The sequence below is a fragment of the Candidatus Pseudothioglobus sp. uisw_142 genome (assembly GCF_059512465.1).
In genome coordinates this window covers 1415765-1436211 of record NZ_CM183452.1, presented here as the reverse complement: position 1 = coordinate 1436211, position 20447 = coordinate 1415765, and the positions used below count along the sequence as shown (strand labels likewise).

Sequence of the window (20447 nt, the reverse complement as noted above, 5' to 3'; positions counted from 1 at the left end):
TTTAAGAAAATAGTGTCTTTTATATACTTTATGTAGCTAATTGTAGTGATTTGATTGATTAAAATAATAATACCAACCCTGCCAGAAAAATAAGTCCCAGAATAACTTGTCTGAAAAGGGCCTCATTTATGAGTGCATAAATCTTGATGCCAATCCAAGAGCCAAGCATCAGCGCAGGAAATGCTTTCAGAAAGTTATAAAAAATATCTAAAGTCAAAAATCCAGCAAAATAAAAACTGATAACAGCGGCAATGCTGGTTATAAATATGAATGGTTCGTATGTGCCGCGCTGAGTGTTTTTTGGAAGCCTTTGAAGATTAACCCAGATTGTTGGGAGTATTCCGCCCAGTGCTGCAAAACCTCCCAGTATTCCGCTGATAAAACCGATGAGCTTATCAAGAGCAGGATTGCTTTTAAAGTTGATTAAAATATCCTTGCTTTTGAATTTCCAGATTGAGAAAATCACTAATATAAGTCCAACAGTAGTTTTAAAGATACTCGGATCTGTCATCGTTAATATGAGGAGCCCAGTCGGTATACCAATGACACCAAAAAAAACAAATGACTTGAGTTTAGAGAAGTCTAGAGTTTTACGTAGCTTGTAGATTGGAAGAGCGGATACAAACAAACAGGAGACAATGTTTAATGAAATTGCAGCTGAAGGCTCAAGAATATGAAGCCAAAAAGCATTGAGTACAATCCCACTTCCAAAACCCGTTGCGCCTTGGACAAGACCAGCAAAGAAGGCGCCAAAAAGCAATAATGACTGAAAAATGACTGGGTCTGAAATGAGCATTGAAAATTAGTTTAATGGATGAGCTCAAGTTTATAGATTATTTTGGTATTATTTTTTTGAATTCTACAAATTAATACATAAAAGCTTTAATATTCATCAAATGAAATACGACTATATTATTGTGGGTGCAGGTTCTGCTGGTTGCGTTATTGCAAACCGCCTCAGTGAGGACCCCTCAACTCAGGTATTGCTAATTGAGGCTGGCGGTTCAGATCGCCGCTTCTTCATTCAAATGCCAATAGGATATGGAGTCACTTATCACCAGAAAGCGGTTAACTGGATGTATATGACTGAGCCAAGTCCAGATGCAGACAATAAGCCGAGTTATTGGCCAAGAGGTAAAGTCATGGGCGGTTCTAGCTCTATCAATGCGATGGTATATGTGAGAGGAAACTCTAGAGACTTTGATCAGTGGTCTGAGGCAGGAAACCCAGGCTGGTCTTACAGTGATGTTTTGCCTTATTTTAAAAAAATGGAGTCATGGCAGAACGGCCCTGATGATTATCGAGGCGGCGATGGACCTTTGAATGTTTCTGAGGTGTCTGAGCAGCTTCACCCTCTCTGTCAGAACTTTTTGTCTGCAGCCCAGGAGATTGGAATTGGTCTTAATAAGGATATGAATGGTGCAACACAGGAAGGGGTTGGTAACTACCAAATAACCACTCATAAAGGGCAGCGAATGTCTTCTTCGAGGGCTTACTTGTGGCCCATAATAGGCCGCACTAATCTGACTATTATTAAGAATGCTCAGGCGACAAAGATCCTTACTCAAGACAAAAAGGCGTTCGGCATTGAGTATAAAAAGTCAGGCAAGATTCATCAGGCCATCGCTAAGTGTGAGGTTATTTTAAGTGCAGGCTCGATCAACTCTCCTCACCTTCTTCAGCTTTCAGGGATTGGTCCAAAAGCTGCCTTGAGAAAGGCCTCAGTCCCCTTAGTTCATGACAGCCCTGGTGTAGGAGAAAATCTTCAGGACCATGTCGGAGTGAGCTATTTTTATAAAAGCAAAGTGCCCACCTTGAATGATCAGTTGAGGCCTGTCCTTGGAAAAATCTACCAGGGACTTCGCTATATTTTTACAAGGAGAGGTCCGCTCAGTTTAAGTGTTAACCAGTCAGGCGGATTTATAAGGACACGCGATGAGCTAGAGAAGCCAAACATTCAGCTTTATTTTTCACCTGTTAGTTACTCATTGGAGTCACCCGACAAAAGAGCGATGATGAGTCCAGACCCCTTTTCAGCGATGCTCCTAGGAATTTCGAATTGCAGTCCTCGTTCAAGAGGGCGCATTCAATTAAAGAGTAGTGATCCTTCAGAGCCGCCCATCATTGAGCCTAATTACCTCTCTCATAAGGACGATGTTAGAGACTTATTGGAGGGCGTTAAGGTGCTCAGAAAGATAGCACAAACAGATAGCTTTAGCGGCGTGATTGGAAAAGAGTTTAGGCCCGGCCCAGATTGCCAGAGTGATAAACAAATGATTCAGCATATCAAAGAAAGTGTGTGGACAGTTTTTCATCCCTCTAGTACCTGTAGAATGGGCCCAGATCCCAACAAAGATGTTGTTGATAGTCATCTTAAGGTGTATGGAATAGAGTCTCTCAGGGTGGCTGATGCCTCGATATTTCCTAAGCTAGTCTGTGGTAATATTAACGCCGCAACCATAATGGTGGGTGAAAAGGCGTCCGATCTTATTTTGCAGGATCAAGTTCATGTTTAAATCTCTCATACTATGAAAATAATTAGCGTTGAAACTTTTACAAATGAGTATGTCGGACTGGTCCGCTTGAGAACAGATGAGGGTGATGAGGGCTGGGGTCAAACCTCGACCTATAACAGTGAAATTACTGCACAAGTTGTCCACCTTCAGGTCGCTCCTCATGTCCTCGGTATGAGCGCTTTAGATATCAGTGAAGTCAACAGGAAAGTCTTGGAGAGGGAGCACAAGTTTCCTGGCACCTATCTTTACAGAGCTTTGTGCGGGGTAGATACAGCGCTCTGGGATATTAAGGCTAAAAGAGCAAATAAAAGTGTCTGCCAATTGCTGGGTGGGAGTCCAAGCTCAGTTCCTGTTTATGCCTCAAGTATGCAAAGAGAGATCTCATCTGAGGCCGAAGCAGAGAGGCTTTTAATGCTCAAGGAAGCTTATGGCTACTTTGCCTTTAAGTTTAGAATTGGAAGGGAGTGCGGGCATGACATCGATCAGTGGCCTGGGCGAACTGAATCGATTATTAAGGAAGTGAGAAAGACTTTGGGTGACGAGGTGTCACTTCTCGTTGATGCCAATAGCGCCTACAGTCCTAAAAAAGCGATCGAGGTTGGTCATATGCTTGAGGATTATGGCGTCAGTCATTTCGAAGAGCCCTGCCCTTACTGGGAGCCAGATTGGACTCGACAGGTTTCAGAGGCGCTTGATATCGATGTGAGTGGTGGAGAGCAGGATAACGATATGAGAGTTTGGAGGCACATGATCGATACCAGAGTCGTTGATATTGTACAGCCCGATATTTGTTACATGGGAGGCATTACTCGGACACTTGAGGTTGCTAAATTGGCTGAAAAAAAAGGCATTCCGGTTACTCTTCATGCTGCTAATTTGTCCCTAGTAACGCTTTTTTCAGCCCACTTAATGGGCTCAATCAAAAACCCGGGAAAATACTTGGAGTTTTCAATCGAAGGGCTTGATTACTACCCTTGGCAAGATAATATTTTTAGCCCTGATTTTAAAATTGTGGATGGACATCTAGAGTTACCTCATAAACCTGGTTGGGGTGTTGAGATAAATCAAGAGTGGTTGTCGTTGGCCAATTATCAAGTAAGCTATACTGGGTCTCGCTTTTAAATCTATTTTGTATGACCTAAGCGCCCTTTTTTTTACGTTAAAAAATACTGTATAATTTGCCTTTTTTTAATAAGTTACGGATTTAGAATTAGATGAAGACTTCACTCACCACTCTTGAGGGACTTAAAAGGTCGCTTACGGTTGAATTACCGGTAGACATTTTCAATGAAAGAACAGAAAAAATTATCAAAGGCCTTGCAGGTAAAGTACGTGTTGATGGCTTTAGAAAGGGAAAGATTCCGCCTGCCGTATTAAAACAAAGATTCGGTGGAAGCGCTAAATCTGACGCTGCAACTGAGATTGTCGGTGAAACCTTGGCTGATGCATTAACGGATGCAGATGTCTCTCCAGCGACTCAACCTTCCCTAACAAATATCGATACAGAGAATGCTGACAGCTTAATTTATACGCTTGAGTTTGAAGTCTACCCTGAAATTAAAGTCAATGCTCTGTCTAAACTAACAATTGATCAGGTCAGCTCACAGGTGACTGAAGAAGATGAAGAGAGAGCTCTGCAAGACCTTCAAGACCGCTCGACTGAGTATAAGACGGTCAAGCGCAAATCGAAGGATGGTGACCGCTTAATTATTGACTTTGAGGGGCTTCTCGATGGCGAGTCATTTGAAGGCGGTGCTGCTGAAGGCTTTGAAATTGTTCTTGGAAAAGGAACAATGATTGAGGGATTCGAAAAAGGGCTTATTGACGTTGCATCTGGAAAAACTGTCGAGGTGAACGCAACATTCCCAGAGGATTATCATGTGGAGAACTTGGCTGGAAGAGAGGCCGTATTCAAGGTTAAAGTTAATGAAATTGGATCACCAATTGAGCTGAAAAGAGATGATGAATTCGCAAAGAAATATGGTGAAAAAGATTTTGAAACGATGAAGTCAAGAATGACTAACCAAATGAAGCTTGAGCTTGATTCAAGGCTCGTTCAGCAGAACAAAGATACTGCGTTTTCAGCGCTTCTAGAAGCTAATGATTTCGAAGTTCCTGAGGGGAGTGTTTCCTCTGAGGCAGAAAAACTTCAACAAGACATGGAGTCTCGCATGGAGCAGCAAGGTATGCCATCAAAAGGTAAGCTGCCTGCTGAGATGTTCAATGAAGAGGCTGCAAGAAGAGTCAAATTAGGCTTGTTAATTAATAAAATTGCAACGGATTCCGAAATAACAGCTGAAAAAGATTTGGTTGATGCTAAACTTAATGAAATGTCGCTACAATATGGTGAGAGCGCACAGCAAATGATTGATTGGTATAACACAGATCCTTCAAGGCTTGCTAATATCGAGTCAATTGTTGTTGAGGATTTGGTGGCCAAACATGTTGCTGAAAAAGCAAAGGTAACGACTACAGACAAAACATTTTTAGAAATAATGAATACCCAAAACTGATATGACAATTCAAAATTTAAATCAAATCCCAATGGTTATAGAGAGCTCAGGTCGCGGTGAGAGGGCTTATGATATCTATTCAAGACTTTTAAAAGAGCGTGTTGTTTTTATGGTTGGTCCTGTTGAGGATTACACAGCTAATGTTGTGGTTGCACAGCTCCTTTTTTTGGAGTCCGAAAACCCTGATAAAGATATTCATTTATACATTAATTCACCGGGTGGTTCGGTCACTGCAGGCCTAGCAATTTACGATACAATGCAATTTATTAAGCCTGATATTTCAACTCTTTGTATCGGACAAGCTGCAAGTATGGGTGCGCTTCTTTTGACTGCTGGAGCTAAGGGCAAAAGGTTTGCTCTTCCTCATGCTAGATGTATGATTCATCAGCCATTAGGAGGGTTCTCTGGTCAAGCAAGTGATATAGATATTCATGCTCAAGAGATTCTGAAGGTGAGAGATAATTTAAATTCAATCCTTAAAGAGCATACCGGTCAAAGTATGAAAAATATTCAAAAAGATACTGATCGCGATAATTTCATGTCTGCAAGTGAGTCTGCTAAATATGGACTTATTGATAAAGTCATTAATAAACGCTAAATTGAAGTTTGCCAATGGATCAAAATACTGAAGATCTAAGTTGTTCATTTTGTTCAAAAAATAAAGATGAGGTTACTCGTCTAATCGCCGGTCCGGGCGTGTATATATGTGACGAGTGCATAGACTCTTGTTACAACTTGATACAAGAACAAACTATCAAGGATAAAAAAGATCAATACCAGGATTGGAATTACACTCCTAAAGATTTATTTAGCTCGCTGAATGAATATGTCATTGGTCAATCCCATGCAAAAAAAATTCTCTCTGTGGCCGTTTATAATCATTATAAGCGCCTCAAAGCTGACTATATTTCCAATGATGTTGAGCTTGATAAGTCAAATATACTTTTGATTGGACCTACTGGGAGTGGAAAAACGCTTTTGGCTCAATCAATGGCTCGTTTCTTGGATGTTCCATTTGCGGTGGCAGATGCCACAACATTAACTGAGGCTGGATATGTTGGCGACGATGTAGAAAATGTCATCAAGAGCCTTCTTGCAAAATGTGATTTTGATCCAAAAAGAGCTGAGCAAGGAATCATATTTATAGATGAAATAGATAAAATTTCACGCCGCTCAGACTCTCCTTCGATCACCAGAGATGTTTCTGGGGAGGGTGTTCAGCAAGCAATGTTGAAGCTAATTGAGGGCACTATTGCCTCAGTTCCACCTCAAGGAGGAAGGAAACATCCTAATCAAGAAACGATTGATGTTGATACCTCAAAAATATTATTTATATGTGGAGGCGCTTTTGATGGGCTTGGGAAGGTTATAGATAGACGAATTGAGAAAGCAGCTGGAATTGGTTTTGCGGCCAATGTCAAAGAAAAAAGTCATAAAAAAACCTTGACTGAGCTTTACAAGTTTTTAGAGCCAGATGATCTAATTAAATTTGGACTAATTCCTGAGTTAGTAGGACGCTTAGCAGTTCATACATCGTTGGATGAGCTTGATGAGGATGCTTTAATCGAAATTCTCACGAAGCCAAAAAATTCAGTAGTGAAACAGTTCCAACAATTTTTTGCTATTGAAGGAGTAAAGCTAACAATCAGGAAGAATGCTCTTGTAGCTATTGCCAAATTAGCGCTTAAGAGAAAAACAGGAGCAAGAGGTTTGAGGGCAATCTTAGAGGACTTGTTGTTAGATACAATGTATGAAATTCCATCTAATCCAAGTGTGAAAGAGGTTGTGATAGATAAAGCAGTTGTAGAAGGTTTGAAACAACCAGTAATAGTTCATCAATCTGATAATAAGAAAAGAACTATTCGCAAGGCAAGCTAATGAAATTAAATTCTGTATGCTAAAAACTCAATAATGTCTATGGAGTTGTTTGATCGTCAAAAGGATGCGGTTGGTCAAGGCGAAAGAACTATCCTAGTCCATATTGAGCTCACTTCTATTAGTCAATCACCAGATAGTGCCAATGAATTTAAACAGCTTGCTGCCTCTTCTGGACTGAATATTATTGAAACAGTGTTAGTAAAAAGAAGTTTTACTAAGGCGCAGTTTTTTATTGGAACTGGTAAAGTTGATGAACTTGCATTAAGTGTAAGTGACAATGAAATTGAACTAGTTATATTTTCGCACCAGTTATCGCCATCTCAAGAACGTAACTTAGAAAAAGCATTGAAGTGCCAAGTTATGGATCGAACAGGCTTAATATTGGATATTTTTGCATTAAGAGCGAGCTCTTTTGAAGGAAAGCTGCAAGTAGAGCTTGCTCAATTAAAACATCTTTCAACCAGATTAGTAAGAGGTTGGACTCACCTAGAGAGGCAAAAAGGAGGTATAGGTTTAAGAGGTCCTGGTGAAACTCAGTTAGAAACAGATAAAAGACTTATTTCAATTCGAATTAAAAATATTAATAAGCGACTTGCAAAAGTTCATAAACAACATGATCTAGGCAGAAAATCTCGCGTAAAAAATCAGCTTCCAATGATATCTCTTGCCGGTTATACAAATGCTGGCAAGTCGACACTCTTCAATCTATTAACAAATGCTGAAGTGTATGCAGATGATAAGTTATTTGCAACTCTTGATTCTACTATTAGAAGAGTTATGTTGCCAGCATCTGGTGAGGCAGTCATCGCGGATACAGTTGGTTTTATTCAGGACTTGCCGCATGAACTTGTTGAGGCATTTAAATCAACATTAGAGGAAACTCGTCAGGCAAATGTACTTCTTCACATTGTTGATGCATCAGATCCAAATAACAGAGATAAAATTGACCAGGTCGAAGATATTATTGAGCAAATTGATGCTCAAAAAATACCAAGAATTCTAGTAATGAATAAGATTGATGGCCTAGTCAACTTTAAACCAAGAATCGATAAAGACTCAGAAGGAAATATTTCTCGTGTTTGGCTTTCTGCTGAAACTGGAGAAGGGGTTAATCTTCTTTATGAGGCCTTATCTGAAAGTCTTAGTGGAATGATGACTTCTGCACGTATCAAGTTAGATGTTCAGTCGGCATATATAAGAAGTGAAATACATAAAGTTGGATTTATTAAAAAAGAAATAATGAACGAATTTGGTCAATGGCTACTTGAAATTAATGTAACTAGTCACTATCTAGAAAGATTACTAGATAAGCAAGGTGTTTCATTATTATGGAAGCAGAAATCACAACAGAGTCAAACAGCTTAGAGAAGCAGTCAACCCCCCTTCTACCATTAAGAGATGTAGTTGTTTTTCCTCATACCGTTATTCCACTATTTATTGGAAGGAAATCCTCTGTTAAAGCAATCACCCAAGCTATGGAAGCAGATAAAAATGTTTTTTTAGCTACGCAAAAAGATGAAGCAATTGAGGAACCAAATAATGACGATCTTCACAAGGTTGGAACTTTGGCAACAATTCTTCAGCTTTTAAAATTGCCCGATGGGACTATTAAAGTTCTAGTTGAAGGAGTTAAACGCGCAAAAATTGAAGAGTTTGTAGATTTAGGTGAGCACACTGAAGTCGTATTAAGTGATTGTAGTTTAAGTTTTGATAACGATACAGAAATTAAAGCAATGATGCGTCTTGCATTAGAAAATTTTGAAAAATATATTAAGCTTAGTAAAAAAATCCCTGAAGAGGTTTATAAGGTTCTTAAAGAAATTACCGATGTTGAAAGATTTAGTGATGTAATTATTGCAAACTTAAGTCTCAAAGTGAGTGAAAAACAGAGTCTTCTTGAAAGTGGCCAAGCACAAGATAGACTAGAGGCAATTTTGTCCATCCTTGAAGGTGAGTTAGATGTTCTTGGTGCAGAGCAAAAAATTCAGAATAGAGTCCGTAAGCAAATGGAGTCTAATCAAAGAGACTATTACTTGAATGAACAAATGAAGTCCATTCAAAAAGAGCTTGGCACCCTTGATGATGAAAATGAAATTGAGGATTTACAAAATAGTATTAACAAAGCCAAAATGCCTAAGGAGGCTAAAAAGAAAGCTCAAAGTGAACTTAATAAACTTCAAAGAATGTCATCCCAGTCTTCTGATGCATCCATCATTAGAACCTATATAGAAAATTTGTGTTCAGTGCCTTGGAGTAAAAAAACTAAAACTAATAAAGATTTAGTTAAGGCGCAAAAGATTCTTGACTCTGATCATTATGGGTTGGATAAAGTAAAAGAAAGAATTATGGAGCACCTTGCTGTGCAAAGTCGTGTTACGCATAATAAGGCCAATATACTTTGTTTAGTTGGACCTCCTGGTGTAGGAAAGACCTCACTGGGTGAATCAATTGCAAAATCTGTGAATCGAAAGTATGTTCGCATGGCTCTTGGCGGTGTAAGAGATGAGGCAGAAATTCGTGGACATAGAAGAACTTATATAGGTGCTATGCCTGGATCTATCGTTCAGAAAATGCAAAAAGTTAATGTCAAAAATCCATTATTTCTCCTAGATGAAATAGACAAAATGGCCTCTGATTTTAGAGGCGACCCAAGCTCTGCTATGCTCGAGGTTTTGGATCCTGAGCAAAATCATACTTTCAATGATCACTACCTAGAGGTTGACTATGATCTCTCTCAAGTTATGTTTGTTGCGACTGCAAATTCCTTAAACCTCCCAGAAGCATTAGTTGACAGAATGGAAATCATCCATTTGTCTGGATATACAGAAGATGAAAAACTTGAAATTGCTAAGAGACACTTAATAGCGAAGCAAATGAAAAACAATGGTGTTAATAGTTCGGAAATAGTCTTTAAAGATTCTGCAATTATGGATATTATTCGTTACTACACTAGAGAAGCAGGTGTTCGAAATCTTGATCGTGAAATTGGCAGCATATGTAGAAAAGTCATTAAGGACGTAACGCTAAAAAAACGAAAAGCTAGAGCAATTATTAACTCTAAAAGTTTGCCAAAATTTTTAGGAATGAAGAAGTATCGATTTGGTTTAGCTGAAGAACATAATCAAATCGGCGAGGTAACAGGATTAGCATGGACTTCAGTTGGTGGTGACTTACTTACAATTGAAGCATCCTCATACAAAGGTAAGGGAAAATTAAACTATACGGGCCAACTTGGTGACGTTATGAAAGAATCAATACAAGCGGCAATGTCAGTAACTCGTTTACGTGCCGATTCTTTAGGAATTTCAGATGATTTCCATGAAAAACTGGATATTCATATCCATGTTCCAGATGGCTCAACACCAAAAGATGGGCCGAGCGCTGGAGCAGCAATGTGTACAGCTCTTGTTTCAGTTTTAACTGGTCGAAAAGTTAAAGCTGCAGTTGCAATGACTGGTGAAATTACTCTGAGGGGTGAAATAACCCCAATCGGTGGTTTGAAAGAAAAACTTCTTGCCGCAATGAGAGGAGGTATTAAAACTGTCATTATTCCCGAAGATAATGAGCGTGAGTTATCTGAGGTGCCTGAAAAAATAAAAAGTAAGCTAGAAATTGTTAAAGTTAAATGGATTGACCAGGTTTTAGATATTGCATTAGAGAAATAGTCTTATTTGGACTTACTTTTTTTTCTTAGCTGAGCATAATAGAATCCATCGAATATATCATTAGGTAATTGTTGCTTTCCTATAGGACCTTTGCCCCAAGGAACTTTGATTTCCTCAATACTACTATCCATATTGAGGTTAATAAATTTACTTATTTGATTTTCATTTTCATCTTTTAAAATCGAGCATGTAGCATATACAAGTATGCCTCCAGGTTTTAGCATTAACCATAAGTTCTTAAGAATAGAAGCTTGAACCTCGACGATATGGGAAAGGTCCCTAGGTTTTCTTATAAGTTTAATATCTGGATGCCTTCTTATCACCCCTGTTCCAGTGCATGGAGCATCTACTAAAATCTTATCAAAAAGTCTTTGATTCCACCAGTCGCCCTTTGTTGCGTCTCCTAAAATGACTTTAACATTTTTATTCTTAAGTCTTTTAATATTATCATTGACTTTGATAAGCCTTTTCTCGTCAGCATCTAATGCCAAGATCTCTGAATTAGGACAAAGCTCAGCAAGATGAGTTGTTTTACCCCCAGGTGCGCAACAGGCATCTAATATTAATTCACCATTTTTTGGAGCAATGAGCTGACCTGCTAGTTGCGCAGAAGTATCTTGAACATAGCAAGAGCCATCTCTAAAATCTGGTAATTTTTCTACATTTACTGCTTTATTAAGGGTCAAAGACTGAGGTGCAATTTTTGAGGTCTTAGATTCTATACCCCCCTCTAAAAGTTTATCTTGATATGACTTGATATTAATTGATGGATGGACTCGAAGAGACATTGGGGCTTGTTTATTATTTTCAGTAAATATCTTATGAAAATTATCAGGATATTCCTTCATAATTTTTTTTACAAGCCAACTTGGATGAGAATAGTGAGGAGTATTAAGAATATCATCTCGGTCCCTATCAATCCCTCTAAGTATTGCATTGATAAGGCCTTTAGCCCATTGCTTTTTAATTTTTTCTGCCACCTCGACTGTTTCATTGATGGCAGCATGAGTTGACACATCAGTATAAATTAGTTGATATGCCCCCATAATTATAAGAATGTGAATATCAAGATTTTTTTTGTCTAAGGTTTTTTTTAGCCGAGGAGTTATAACATCATTAAGATGATGATAGAACCTGAGTGAGCCGTAAGTGAGTGACTTTGCAAATGAAGATTCTGAGGTTTCACTAGGAAATAACGATTCAGAAAGCGTATATTTTTCAAGTGCTACAAGACAAATAGCATTATGAGCAATGACTCTTGAATTATTGTTATTGAGCAAGGGTATTCAAAAATCTATTTAAAAGCTCTTCGGGCTCTAAATAGCCAGGAATATTTAATCCATTTTCAAAAAAAATTGATGGCGTTCCATTGACGCCCAATTGTTTGGAAATTGCTAGCTGCTCTGCAACTGGATTAATACAATCTGGGCTATTTGGCAAGAATCGCTTAGTTTTATAATTGTGAATGGCAATCGCCTTATCTTCAGCACACCATATTTTTTCCATAGCGCTTTGAGCATTTGGATGAAGTTGCTCCAGAGGTGAGGCCAAATATTTCACAGTAATTCCAAGAGCATTCATTTCATTCATATTTGCATGAAGTTTAGCGCAATAGGGGCAATCAACATCTGTAAAAACATGAACAACATATTTCTCATTTTCGGATTTAAAGATTATCTTTTCATTATCGCTAATGCTGTCAAGCATATTTTGTTTGATTGCGTTAACACGATTAGTGGAAATATTTGTCATTAATTCTAGATCAGTGACTGCGCCTTGAAGCACATATCTTCCATCCATAGAAATGTAAAGTACATCAATGCTAGGATTTGTAAGAACTACTTCATAGTATCCATCAAGCTGAGAAGTGCTAATATTTTCAGCCTTAATTTCTGGAAAATAAGGCTTTAATTTATTTACAATCATGCCAACATCTGCAAAAACAATATTAGTGATAAAGATTAACGCGATAGTAAGAAACTTTTTCATGTGAAAACTAATGATTAAAGAGGTAAATTTTACAGTTTTTTGGTAGAATACCGAGATTATAATTTCCGGAAATTGATATGGAGTTTTTTGTTACTCACCAAGCGGTTGACCATTATAGTGGAGACTGTTCAGTTGCCTTTGTTCTCAAGGGCAAATCAAATGAAAATAGAATTATTCAAAATTATCTAGATCTACATCGATTTGAGCCAAAATTAGCAAGCACCTTGATGCTTGGAAAAGTCGAGGGCTATAAGTCAAAAAGGGTTCTAGTTGTTGGTTTAGGTGAGTCGCCACTCAGTCAAAAAAATTATATAAAGGCGCTGAAATCACTTTCTTCAGCAATGAGTGTATCAAAGGTTAAAAATGTTGTCATTCCAAGTATTGAAGTTGAGGATGCCGATGAGGCTTGGCTTCAAATTACAACAGCCAGAGTTCTAAAAAATGAAAGTTATAAGGTAAAGAAAGTAGGTGTCAAGGAAGAGATTAGTGACATTGTGCTTGAGGCAGTCAATATATATTCTCAAAACAATGGGGCATCAGAAATTCAAAAAGGCGTTGCTATTGCAAATGGTATGGCGCTTACAAGAGAGCTAGGTGACTTGCCTCCAAATATCTGCACCCCAACTTACATCGCTGAGACAGCCAAGTCTCTTGCGGAAACTTATAATCTTGAATGCGAAATCCTTGAAGAGTCAGATATGGAGTCTCTAGGAATGAATTCTTTGCTCTCTGTTTCAAAAGGCTCTATAGAACCTGGAAAGCTTATCAGTCTAAGTTATTCTAATGCCGGCAATGAAGCTCCAATCGTTTTGGTCGGTAAAGGTGTGACTTTTGATAGTGGCGGTATTTCTTTAAAGCCTGGTCAAGGCATGGATGAGATGAAATACGATATGTGTGGCGCTGCTTCTGTGCTTGGAGCAATGAGCGCTATTGCTGAAATGAATCTTAAAGTAAATTTGACTGTTGTTGTACCAACGGTAGAAAATATGCCGGCACATAATGCCTCAAAACCAGGCGATGTTGTTAAAAGTATGTCTGGTCAAACTATTGAAATTTTAAATACAGATGCTGAAGGTCGTTTAATTTTGTGTGACGCTTTGACTTATTGTGAGAAGTTTAAGCCTAAGGCAGTTATTGATATTGCTACTCTTACAGGTGCAGTTATTATAGCTCTGGGTAAGCATCATTCTGGTGTCATGTCTAATGATCAAAAGCTTGCAGATGCCCTTAAGTCATCAGGACTGTCATCACTTGATACCGTTTGGCAGTTGCCTCTTGATGAGGAGTATGATGATTTGCTGAAATCAAATTTTGCAGATATGGCAAACATTGGAGGAAGAGAAGCAGGGACAGTAACCGCAGCATGTTTTCTAGCTCGCTATGCAAAAAATTATTCTTGGGCTCATATTGATATTGCAGGAACTGCATGGCTGGGAGGTTCTAAGAAAGGCGCAACTGGAAGACCCGTTCCTCTATTAACTCAGTATATTATGGATCAAGTATAGGAACAGATTATGCCAACATTTGAAGACGTTGAAATTATTAAAGAGGCAAATATTTACTTTGATGGTAAAGTCACAAGTCGTGTTATAAACTTCAATGATGGAACCACAAAAACGCTTGGAATAATGATGCCTGGGTCATTTGAATTCTCGACTGAAAAACATGAATTAATGGAGATTATGGCAGGAGAGCTTAATGTTTTGCTCCCTGGAAATAATGCTTGGCAAACTATCAAATCAGGAGAGTCTTTTGAAGTGCCTTCACAAAGTGTGTTCAAGTTAGAAGTTAAAACTGTCGTTGATTATTGCTGTTCATACTCATAATTAACTATTATTGACTGATCAATTAAAATTGCTATAGATTAAAAAATACGACATGGAACCTTTAGTAATCATAAATGGCGAGGTGAAGTCCAATGTTAGTATCTTTAATCGTAATATGCAGTATGGTGACGGCTTATTTGAAACCTGTGTTGCAAAAGACAATAAAGTTTTATTTTGGGATAACCACTTTGCGCGACTAAATAATGGGTGTGATAGGTTAAATATCAAAAAAATAGCGAATTCAGTTTGGCTAGAAGATATAAAAAAAGCACTCAGTCTATCTTCAGAAAAAAATTGCATTGTTAAATTAATATTGTCACGTGGTAATTCACTCAGAGGCTATAGCTATAGCAAGGATATTGAGCCAGTTAGAGTTGTAATTGTATCTCAAATGAATGAGTATAAAACTAAAGAAACTTACTCACTAGAATTTGCAATTAGTGGGTTTCACTCAAACCCAAATTTAGCAGGCATTAAGCATTGTAATAGGCTCGAACAAATTTTGGCTCGAACAAACATGTTGGCTGATGAAGCTATTATGCTTGATGAGAATCAATCGGTAGTTTCAGTAACTCAAGGCAACATCTATTTAATATTTGGTAATAAGTTGATTACCCCTAAACTAGAGAGGTGCGGTGTGATTGGCAGCAGAAGATCGATAATTTTAGAACTATCAAGATTAACCAACTTAGAGGTGAGAGAGGAAGATATTTCAATTAAGCAGCTAGAGAAAGCTAATGAAGTATTCGTTTCAAATAGCCTGATTGGTATTCAGCCAGTCACTTCAATTGGCGATTATTACCTAACTAATAACCCAATAACTGAGAAAATTAGTGCTGCATATTCGTCTATTACTCAAGATATTAAATCTTGGACATGCTTGTAAATAATAAGAATAAATTCTTTTCAAGACTTGTTGCATCTATTTTTTTGCTTCTATTTATGGCTTGGATTCTTGTATCTAAGGATATAACTTCTGTCCAAACACAAATTATTCAAGTTAAATCTGGCGCTTCAATGGGAGTCGTTGCGCAAGATTTAAGCGAAAAAAAACTAATTAAGTCAAAATTATTTTTTACAACACTAAGCAGGCTACTTAGTGCTAATAAAAAATTAAAGTCTGGCTACTATGAATTAAAGCCTAACACCTCTGTATTTGAATTTATAGAGAAAATTTCAAGAGGAGATGTACTCAAAACTAAAATTACTTTAGTTGAAGGAAAAACAATTAAATACTATTTTAATCAGTTAAAAAATGATCCATCGCTCACAAAAATAGGCTCATTTGATCAAGTTATGAACTCAATTGGAGTCAAGGAGCCATATGATGGCTGGTTTTATCCTGAAACATATATCTTTAATTATGGTGAGAGTGTTGAAAATGTTTTGAAAAGATCGCATTTGGCAATGAAAATAAAGATATCAGAGATGTGGGAAAAAAGAGATAGGAGTATTCCGCTTACTTCGCCATATCAGGCCATAATCCTTGCCTCTTTAATAGAAAATGAAACTGCCTTAGATTATGAAAAACCATTAATTTCAAGTGTTTTTATAGCAAGACTGAATTTAAATATGCGACTTCAGACAGACCCAACAGTGATATACGCATTGGGAGATGCCTACTCATCTCCATTAACTCGAAGCGATTTAAAGATTGATCATCCATATAATACATACCGTAATAAAGGTTTGCCTCCAGGAGCTATATCTTCAGCTGGGCAAGCTTCATTGTATGCAGCTCTTCACCCTGCAAAGGAAAATGACTTGTATTTTGTTTCAAAGAAGGATGGAAGCCATGCATTTGCTCCAAATTATGAAAAACATAAAGAGAATATCAAGAAGTACTTAAATAATAACTAGTTTAAAATTGTATGCTATGAATAAAGGAAGGTTTATCACAATTGATGGTGTTGAGGGTGCTGGTAAAAGTACACAAATAGATCTTATTTGTAGCTATTTGCAGCGAAAAGGTATTAAAGTTGTGAGAACTCGTGAACCAGGCGGTACTGATGTTGGAGAAAAAATTCGCTCCGTATTGCTTGACGTTGACAACCAAGAAATGCACAGTGATACAGAGTTATTATTAATGTTTAGTTCTAGAAACGAGCTCATACAAAATAAAATTATCCCAGCTCTGAATAACGGTTCTTGGGTTGTCAGTGATCGTTTTACTGATGCTTCTTTTGCTTATCAAGGTGGTGGGAGGATGCTTAATTTAGATCGAATTGCTAAATTAGAAGAATGGGTCTTAGGTGACTTTCAGCCTGATCTAACTCTATTACTTGATATCAGCGTTGAGATAGGCATGACCAGAATTGAGGCTCGTGCTGCAAAAGACAGAATTGAGCTTGAGGAGAGAGCTTTTTTTGAACGTGTAAGATCTGTATTCATTAGTAGGTCTGAGGCCTTTCCTAAAAGAATTAAGTTAATTGATGCAAGTGGAACAATTAATGATATTCATGAAAAAATTAGATTACTCGTAGACTCAATATGATTCCTCCTTGGCAAAAGAGTGCCAGTGACAAGCTCGATAAAATGGTTCAGCAGAATCATTTACCTCATGCATTGCTTATTACTGGAGTTGATAAAATTGGTAAACTCAATTTGACTCAAAACTTTATTCAAAAACTTCTTTGTCCTAGCTCTTCCTGTGGCACATGCGAGTTTTGTCAATCTCTTCAAAAAGATCAGCCAGAGGAAGAGCTGGGTCACAGTGTTTTAATTCGGCGCTCTCATTACCCAAATTTAATCTACTGTAGAACTGAGCTTAATGATTCAGGCTCAATGTCAAAAGAAATTCGGGTTGATCAAATTCGTGCTTTTTGTGAGGTATTGAGTAAAACGGCTGACTCTCTTCAGATTGGCGTCATTTTTTATGCAGATCAAATGAACAACAATGCAGCTAATAGCCTATTAAAAACGTTAGAAGAGCCTAGAAAAAATACACTTATTATTTTGTTAGCACATAATATAAACCTTCTCCCAAAGACTATACTGTCTCGATGTCAAACTATTCATATTAATCCCACTTATGATCAGGAGAGCGCGGATTGGCTTTCAAATCAAATTACTGAAAACACAAGAGATGATTTTGATTCTATGCAACTTCTAGAGAGTTCCCACGGGGTTCCTCAAAAAGCACTCGATGATCTTAAAGGTGATTATTTTCTTAAATATCAGAGTTGGCAGAATTTATTGCTTGAGATTGTGCTAAGTCCAACCAAAATATCAAATACTGATATATTTGTTGATCATGAACTTGAAGTTCTTAAATGTTTACAGCATCTTTTGAATGAAGCTATTAAAATTAAAGTGTTAGATCATGAAGGAGCAAATCTAGAGCTTAATCAAGTTGTTGAAAAAACATCATTCAATAATCTATTCAAACTGCTTGATGATACAAATCGTGCTATATCAATGGCACAAACAACTATAAATATTAAATTATTATTGGATAATGTGTTGGTTGTCTGGTCACACATAACCAATTTAAAAAAGTACCCAGCGATTACTAATATTCAGGAGTATTAATGAACCAATCTTCAATTTTATTTAAAGAGGCTAAAGAATATATACCCGGAGGAGTGAACTCTCCAGTTAGGGCCTTTAATGGTGTGGGGGGAGATCCAGTTTTTTTTGATAGAGGTGAGGGTGCTTATCTTTTTGACGTAGATGGAAATTCTTATATTGATTATGTAGGCTCTTGGGGGCCCATGATCTTAGGCCATTCTAATCCAGTTATCATTGATGCAGTTAAGTCAGTTTTAGATAAAGGTTTGGGCTTTGGGGCGCCAACTCAGATTGAAACTTCACTTGCAAAAAAAGTTTGTCAGATCATGCCATCCATTGAGCTAGTTCGAATGGTCAGTTCTGGAACTGAGGCAACTATGAGTGCAATTCGATTAGCAAGGGGCTATACAAACCGAGATAAAATTTTGAAATTTGAGGGCTGCTATCACGGCCATTCTGATTCTTTGTTAGTTAAGGCAGGGTCAGGTGCTCTAACGCTAGGGGTTCCAACATCCCCCGGCGTTCCTGGTGATCTTGCAAAACATACTCTGACTCTTGAGTTCAATAATCTGGAGCTTGTCGAGGATTTATTTTCTAAGATGGGTGAGGAGATTGGATGCATAATTGTTGAACCCATTGCAGGCAATATGAATTGTATACCTCCTAAAGAAGGTTTTTTGCAGGGCTTACGCAAGATTTGTGATGAGTATGGCGCTGTTCTGATTTTTGATGAGGTGATGACAGGATTTAGAGTAGCTTTAGGGGGTGCGCAAGAAGTTTATGATGTTGTACCTGACCTTACGGCATTAGGAAAGGTAATTGGAGGTGGGCTTCCAGTTGCTGCCTTTGGGGGGAAGAGAGAAATCATGAGTCAAATAGCCCCTCTAGGCCCTGTTTATCAAGCAGGTACACTTTCAGGTAATCCACTTTCTATGGCATCAGGTATCGCTATGCTTAGCGCTCTGGAATCTGATAAATCTTTTTATCAAAACCTGGGTCGAAGAGCCTCTAATTTAGTTGATGGTATTGTATCGGCAGCTAAATCTCATAATATCCCTATGACATCTAATTATGTTGGTGGTATGTTTGGTTTATTTTTTAGTTCAGAAGAAAAAGTAAGTAATTTCTCTCAGGCATCTAGTTGTGATATTGAACTATTTAAAAAATTCTATAATGCCATGCTGAAAAAAGGTATCTATCTTGCACCTTCAGCCTATGAGGCTGGTTTTCTATCAATAGCACACTCAGATGAAGACATTACTAAAACAATAGAGACAGCCTCTTCTGTCTTTTCTTCACTATGAGCTTAGTTACAGTTGGTGCTGAATTATTGTCAGCAAAGGAACGACTTCAAAACTTCAAAAATAATGTGACCATTTTTGGGTCGGCTCGAATTCAGGAATCTGATCCGATCTATACAGATGCCTATCGGCTAGGAAAAGAATTATCAAATGCTGGATATAATGTTTTTACAGGCGGCGGTCCTGGGATTATGAGTGCTTCCAATAAGGGCGCTTATGAAGGAAAATCTAAGAGTATAGGTCTTAATATTGAGTTACCAAATGAACAATCTAGTAATCCCTATTTAGATGAAAATATTACTTTTAACTATTTCTTTTCTAGAAAAGTCATGCTTGTTAAGTACTCAAGTGCCTGTATTTATTTTCCTGGTGGGTACGGCACTGCTGATGAGTTAATGGAAGTTTTAACATTGATGCAGACTCGTAAAATGAACAAAGTTCCAATCATATTGTATGATTCTAAATTTTGGAGTTCGCTCCTATCCTGGATCGAGCAAACTGTTGATAAATCATATGTCAATCGGGAGCATTTTGAATTAATTAAGGTTGTTGATTCTATTGAAGAAATAATGACTATCGTGGAGTCAGAAGTATGTCTTTAGCAATGTTTGACCTTGATAATACGCTTATTGGTGGAGACAGTGATTATCTGTGGGGTGAGTTTTTATGCGAAAAAGGAATAATTGAAGACACGGCCTCTTTTCAAAAGATGAATGAATATTTTTATCAGCAATATGAAGTTGGTAAGTTAGATATTTATGCCTGGGCAGAATTTAGTTTTAAAGTTCTAACTGAATATTCTATAGATGAGCTTAATGATCTTCGTCAGAATTTTATTCACCAAAAAATTGAGCCTATTTTTCTTGATAAAGCTCAAAGCTGCATTAATCAGCATAAAGAAAATGGCGATACTGTTCTTGTGATTACTGCATCCAATACATTTATAACTGCTCCAATAGCTGAGATGTATGGAATAAATCATCTACTTGCCACAGAGCCTGAATTTAAAGATGGACGTTTTACAGGTAAAGTTTCAGGAGTTCCATGTTTTCAGTCAGGGAAAATTGATAATTTGATGCCTTGGATTGAAAAACATAATAAGAATTTGAAGGGCTCTTATTTCTACTCTGACTCTCACAATGACCTCCCACTTCTTGAGCTTGTGGATAATCCTGTAGCTATTAATGGCGATCCAAGATTGACTAGTACGGCAAATAAGAATGGTTGGCCAAATCTTGACTGGCGATAA

At 37.6% G+C, this 20447-nt stretch carries 19 protein-coding genes; 16 read left to right on the top strand and 3 right to left on the bottom strand.

Annotated features, from left to right (window positions below; translation table 11 throughout):
* Window positions 1–58: 58 nt before the first annotated feature.
* The gene (locus AC5YGB_RS07345) at window positions 59–796 is read right to left on the bottom strand and encodes a TSUP family transporter (RefSeq protein ID WP_020026318.1); all 738 of its coding nucleotides are present in this window, start codon (window positions 794–796) and stop codon (window positions 59–61) included.
* A gap of 100 nt (window positions 797–896) precedes the next feature.
* On the opposite strand from AC5YGB_RS07345, the gene AC5YGB_RS07340 reads away from it, so the two are divergent.
* The 7 genes from AC5YGB_RS07340 (at window position 897) to lon (ending at window position 10572) form a co-directional block, all read left to right on the top strand.
* Window positions 897–2516, top strand: coding sequence for a choline dehydrogenase (locus AC5YGB_RS07340; protein ID WP_496137124.1), 1620 nt, complete (start codon window positions 897–899; stop codon window positions 2514–2516).
* 12 nt (window positions 2517–2528) lie between these two features.
* Window positions 2529–3638: an enolase C-terminal domain-like protein gene (locus tag AC5YGB_RS07335; RefSeq protein WP_496137123.1), complete on the top strand. Its 1110-nt coding sequence runs from the start codon at window positions 2529–2531 to the stop codon at window positions 3636–3638.
* 92 nt (window positions 3639–3730) lie between these two features.
* Window positions 3731–5029: a trigger factor gene (gene tig, locus AC5YGB_RS07330; protein ID WP_496137122.1), complete on the top strand. Its 1299-nt coding sequence runs from the start codon at window positions 3731–3733 to the stop codon at window positions 5027–5029.
* 1 nt (window position 5030) lies between these two features.
* Window positions 5031–5627, top strand: a complete 597-nt coding sequence (gene clpP, locus AC5YGB_RS07325) for an ATP-dependent Clp endopeptidase proteolytic subunit ClpP (protein WP_020023935.1) — start codon at window positions 5031–5033, stop codon at window positions 5625–5627.
* Window positions 5628–5641: 14 nt separating this feature from the next.
* Window positions 5642–6907 carry an ATP-dependent Clp protease ATP-binding subunit ClpX gene (gene clpX / locus AC5YGB_RS07320; RefSeq protein ID WP_496137121.1) on the top strand — a complete coding sequence of 422 codons (1266 nt, stop codon included), beginning with the start codon at window positions 5642–5644 and terminating at the stop codon, window positions 6905–6907.
* A 33-nt stretch (window positions 6908–6940) separates the two neighbouring features.
* Complete coding sequence (gene hflX / locus AC5YGB_RS07315) at window positions 6941–8272, top strand: ribosome rescue GTPase HflX (RefSeq protein ID WP_496137120.1); 1332 nt, start codon at window positions 6941–6943, stop codon at window positions 8270–8272.
* Window positions 8236–10572 carry an endopeptidase La gene (gene lon, locus AC5YGB_RS07310; protein ID WP_020028389.1) on the top strand — a complete coding sequence of 779 codons (2337 nt, stop codon included), beginning with the start codon at window positions 8236–8238 and terminating at the stop codon, window positions 10570–10572. Before hflX ends, lon begins: the two co-directional genes overlap by 37 nt.
* Before the next feature lie 2 nt (window positions 10573–10574).
* Here the strand turns inward: lon and rsmB are convergent, their stop codons facing one another.
* Both rsmB and AC5YGB_RS07300 read right to left on the bottom strand, forming a co-directional pair.
* Window positions 10575–11852: a 16S rRNA (cytosine(967)-C(5))-methyltransferase RsmB gene (gene rsmB / locus AC5YGB_RS07305; protein ID WP_496137119.1), complete on the bottom strand. Its 1278-nt coding sequence runs from the start codon at window positions 11850–11852 to the stop codon at window positions 10575–10577.
* Entirely contained in the window at window positions 11842–12561 is a 720-nt protein-coding gene (locus tag AC5YGB_RS07300) for a thioredoxin fold domain-containing protein (RefSeq protein ID WP_020028387.1), read from the bottom strand. Before AC5YGB_RS07300 ends, rsmB begins: the two co-directional genes overlap by 11 nt.
* Before the next feature lie 77 nt (window positions 12562–12638).
* Between AC5YGB_RS07300 and AC5YGB_RS07295 the strand changes: the two genes are divergently transcribed.
* Genes AC5YGB_RS07295 through AC5YGB_RS07255 form a run of 9 tightly spaced genes read left to right on the top strand, consistent with a single transcriptional unit; the run spans window position 12639 to window position 20447 of the window.
* Window positions 12639–14066, top strand: a complete 1428-nt coding sequence (locus AC5YGB_RS07295) for a leucyl aminopeptidase (RefSeq protein ID WP_020023941.1) — start codon at window positions 12639–12641, stop codon at window positions 14064–14066.
* Window positions 14067–14075: 9 nt separating this feature from the next.
* Window positions 14076–14387 (top strand): pyrimidine/purine nucleoside phosphorylase, encoded by a 312-nt coding sequence (ppnP, locus tag AC5YGB_RS07290; RefSeq protein ID WP_053819680.1) that lies wholly within the window; start codon window positions 14076–14078, stop codon window positions 14385–14387.
* Window positions 14388–14439: 52 nt separating this feature from the next.
* Window positions 14440–15273 carry an aminodeoxychorismate lyase gene (gene pabC, locus AC5YGB_RS07285; RefSeq protein WP_496137118.1) on the top strand — a complete coding sequence of 278 codons (834 nt, stop codon included), beginning with the start codon at window positions 14440–14442 and terminating at the stop codon, window positions 15271–15273.
* Window positions 15264–16247, top strand: a complete 984-nt coding sequence (gene mltG, locus AC5YGB_RS07280; RefSeq protein WP_053819682.1) for an endolytic transglycosylase MltG — start codon at window positions 15264–15266, stop codon at window positions 16245–16247. Before pabC ends, mltG begins: the two co-directional genes overlap by 10 nt.
* A gap of 16 nt (window positions 16248–16263) precedes the next feature.
* Window positions 16264–16881 (top strand): dTMP kinase, encoded by a 618-nt coding sequence (gene tmk / locus AC5YGB_RS07275; RefSeq protein WP_053819683.1) that lies wholly within the window; start codon window positions 16264–16266, stop codon window positions 16879–16881.
* Window positions 16878–17918 (top strand): DNA polymerase III delta subunit-related protein, encoded by a 1041-nt coding sequence (locus AC5YGB_RS07270; RefSeq protein ID WP_053819684.1) that lies wholly within the window; start codon window positions 16878–16880, stop codon window positions 17916–17918. Before tmk ends, AC5YGB_RS07270 begins: the two co-directional genes overlap by 4 nt.
* Window positions 17918–19201, top strand: coding sequence for a glutamate-1-semialdehyde 2,1-aminomutase (gene hemL, locus AC5YGB_RS07265; RefSeq protein WP_020023947.1), 1284 nt, complete (start codon window positions 17918–17920; stop codon window positions 19199–19201). The genes AC5YGB_RS07270 and hemL overlap by 1 nt, the downstream gene beginning before the upstream one ends.
* Window positions 19198–19800, top strand: coding sequence for an LOG family protein (locus AC5YGB_RS07260; RefSeq protein WP_020023948.1), 603 nt, complete (start codon window positions 19198–19200; stop codon window positions 19798–19800). The genes hemL and AC5YGB_RS07260 overlap by 4 nt, the downstream gene beginning before the upstream one ends.
* Window positions 19791–20447: a histidinol-phosphatase gene (locus AC5YGB_RS07255; RefSeq protein ID WP_053819687.1), complete on the top strand. Its 657-nt coding sequence runs from the start codon at window positions 19791–19793 to the stop codon at window positions 20445–20447. Before AC5YGB_RS07260 ends, AC5YGB_RS07255 begins: the two co-directional genes overlap by 10 nt.

Excerpts from the sequence above, each read along its gene's own strand:
- AC5YGB_RS07255 (WP_053819687.1), top strand. The coding sequence starts at position 19,791 with ATGTCTTTAGCAATGTTTGACCTTGATAATACGCTTATTGGTGGAGAC.
- AC5YGB_RS07335 (WP_496137123.1), top strand. The coding sequence starts at position 2,529 with ATGAAAATAATTAGCGTTGAAACTTTTACAAATGAGTATGTCGGACTG.
- pabC (WP_496137118.1), top strand. The coding sequence starts at position 14,440 with ATGGAACCTTTAGTAATCATAAATGGCGAGGTGAAGTCCAATGTTAGT.
- AC5YGB_RS07260 (WP_020023948.1), top strand. The coding sequence starts at position 19,198 with ATGAGCTTAGTTACAGTTGGTGCTGAATTATTGTCAGCAAAGGAACGA.
- AC5YGB_RS07295 (WP_020023941.1), top strand. The coding sequence starts at position 12,639 with ATGGAGTTTTTTGTTACTCACCAAGCGGTTGACCATTATAGTGGAGAC.
- ppnP (WP_053819680.1), top strand. The coding sequence starts at position 14,076 with ATGCCAACATTTGAAGACGTTGAAATTATTAAAGAGGCAAATATTTAC.
- AC5YGB_RS07345 (WP_020026318.1), bottom strand. The coding sequence starts at position 796 with ATGCTCATTTCAGACCCAGTCATTTTTCAGTCATTATTGCTTTTTGGC.
- AC5YGB_RS07300 (WP_020028387.1), bottom strand. The coding sequence starts at position 12,561 with ATGAAAAAGTTTCTTACTATCGCGTTAATCTTTATCACTAATATTGTT.
- lon (WP_020028389.1), top strand. The coding sequence starts at position 8,236 with ATGGAAGCAGAAATCACAACAGAGTCAAACAGCTTAGAGAAGCAGTCA.
- hflX (WP_496137120.1), top strand. The coding sequence starts at position 6,941 with ATGTCTATGGAGTTGTTTGATCGTCAAAAGGATGCGGTTGGTCAAGGC.
- hemL (WP_020023947.1), top strand. The coding sequence starts at position 17,918 with ATGAACCAATCTTCAATTTTATTTAAAGAGGCTAAAGAATATATACCC.
- AC5YGB_RS07270 (WP_053819684.1), top strand. The coding sequence starts at position 16,878 with ATGATTCCTCCTTGGCAAAAGAGTGCCAGTGACAAGCTCGATAAAATG.
- mltG (WP_053819682.1), top strand. The coding sequence starts at position 15,264 with ATGCTTGTAAATAATAAGAATAAATTCTTTTCAAGACTTGTTGCATCT.
- tig (WP_496137122.1), top strand. The coding sequence starts at position 3,731 with ATGAAGACTTCACTCACCACTCTTGAGGGACTTAAAAGGTCGCTTACG.
- AC5YGB_RS07340 (WP_496137124.1), top strand. The coding sequence starts at position 897 with ATGAAATACGACTATATTATTGTGGGTGCAGGTTCTGCTGGTTGCGTT.
- clpX (WP_496137121.1), top strand. The coding sequence starts at position 5,642 with ATGGATCAAAATACTGAAGATCTAAGTTGTTCATTTTGTTCAAAAAAT.
- tmk (WP_053819683.1), top strand. The coding sequence starts at position 16,264 with ATGAATAAAGGAAGGTTTATCACAATTGATGGTGTTGAGGGTGCTGGT.
- clpP (WP_020023935.1), top strand. The coding sequence starts at position 5,031 with ATGACAATTCAAAATTTAAATCAAATCCCAATGGTTATAGAGAGCTCA.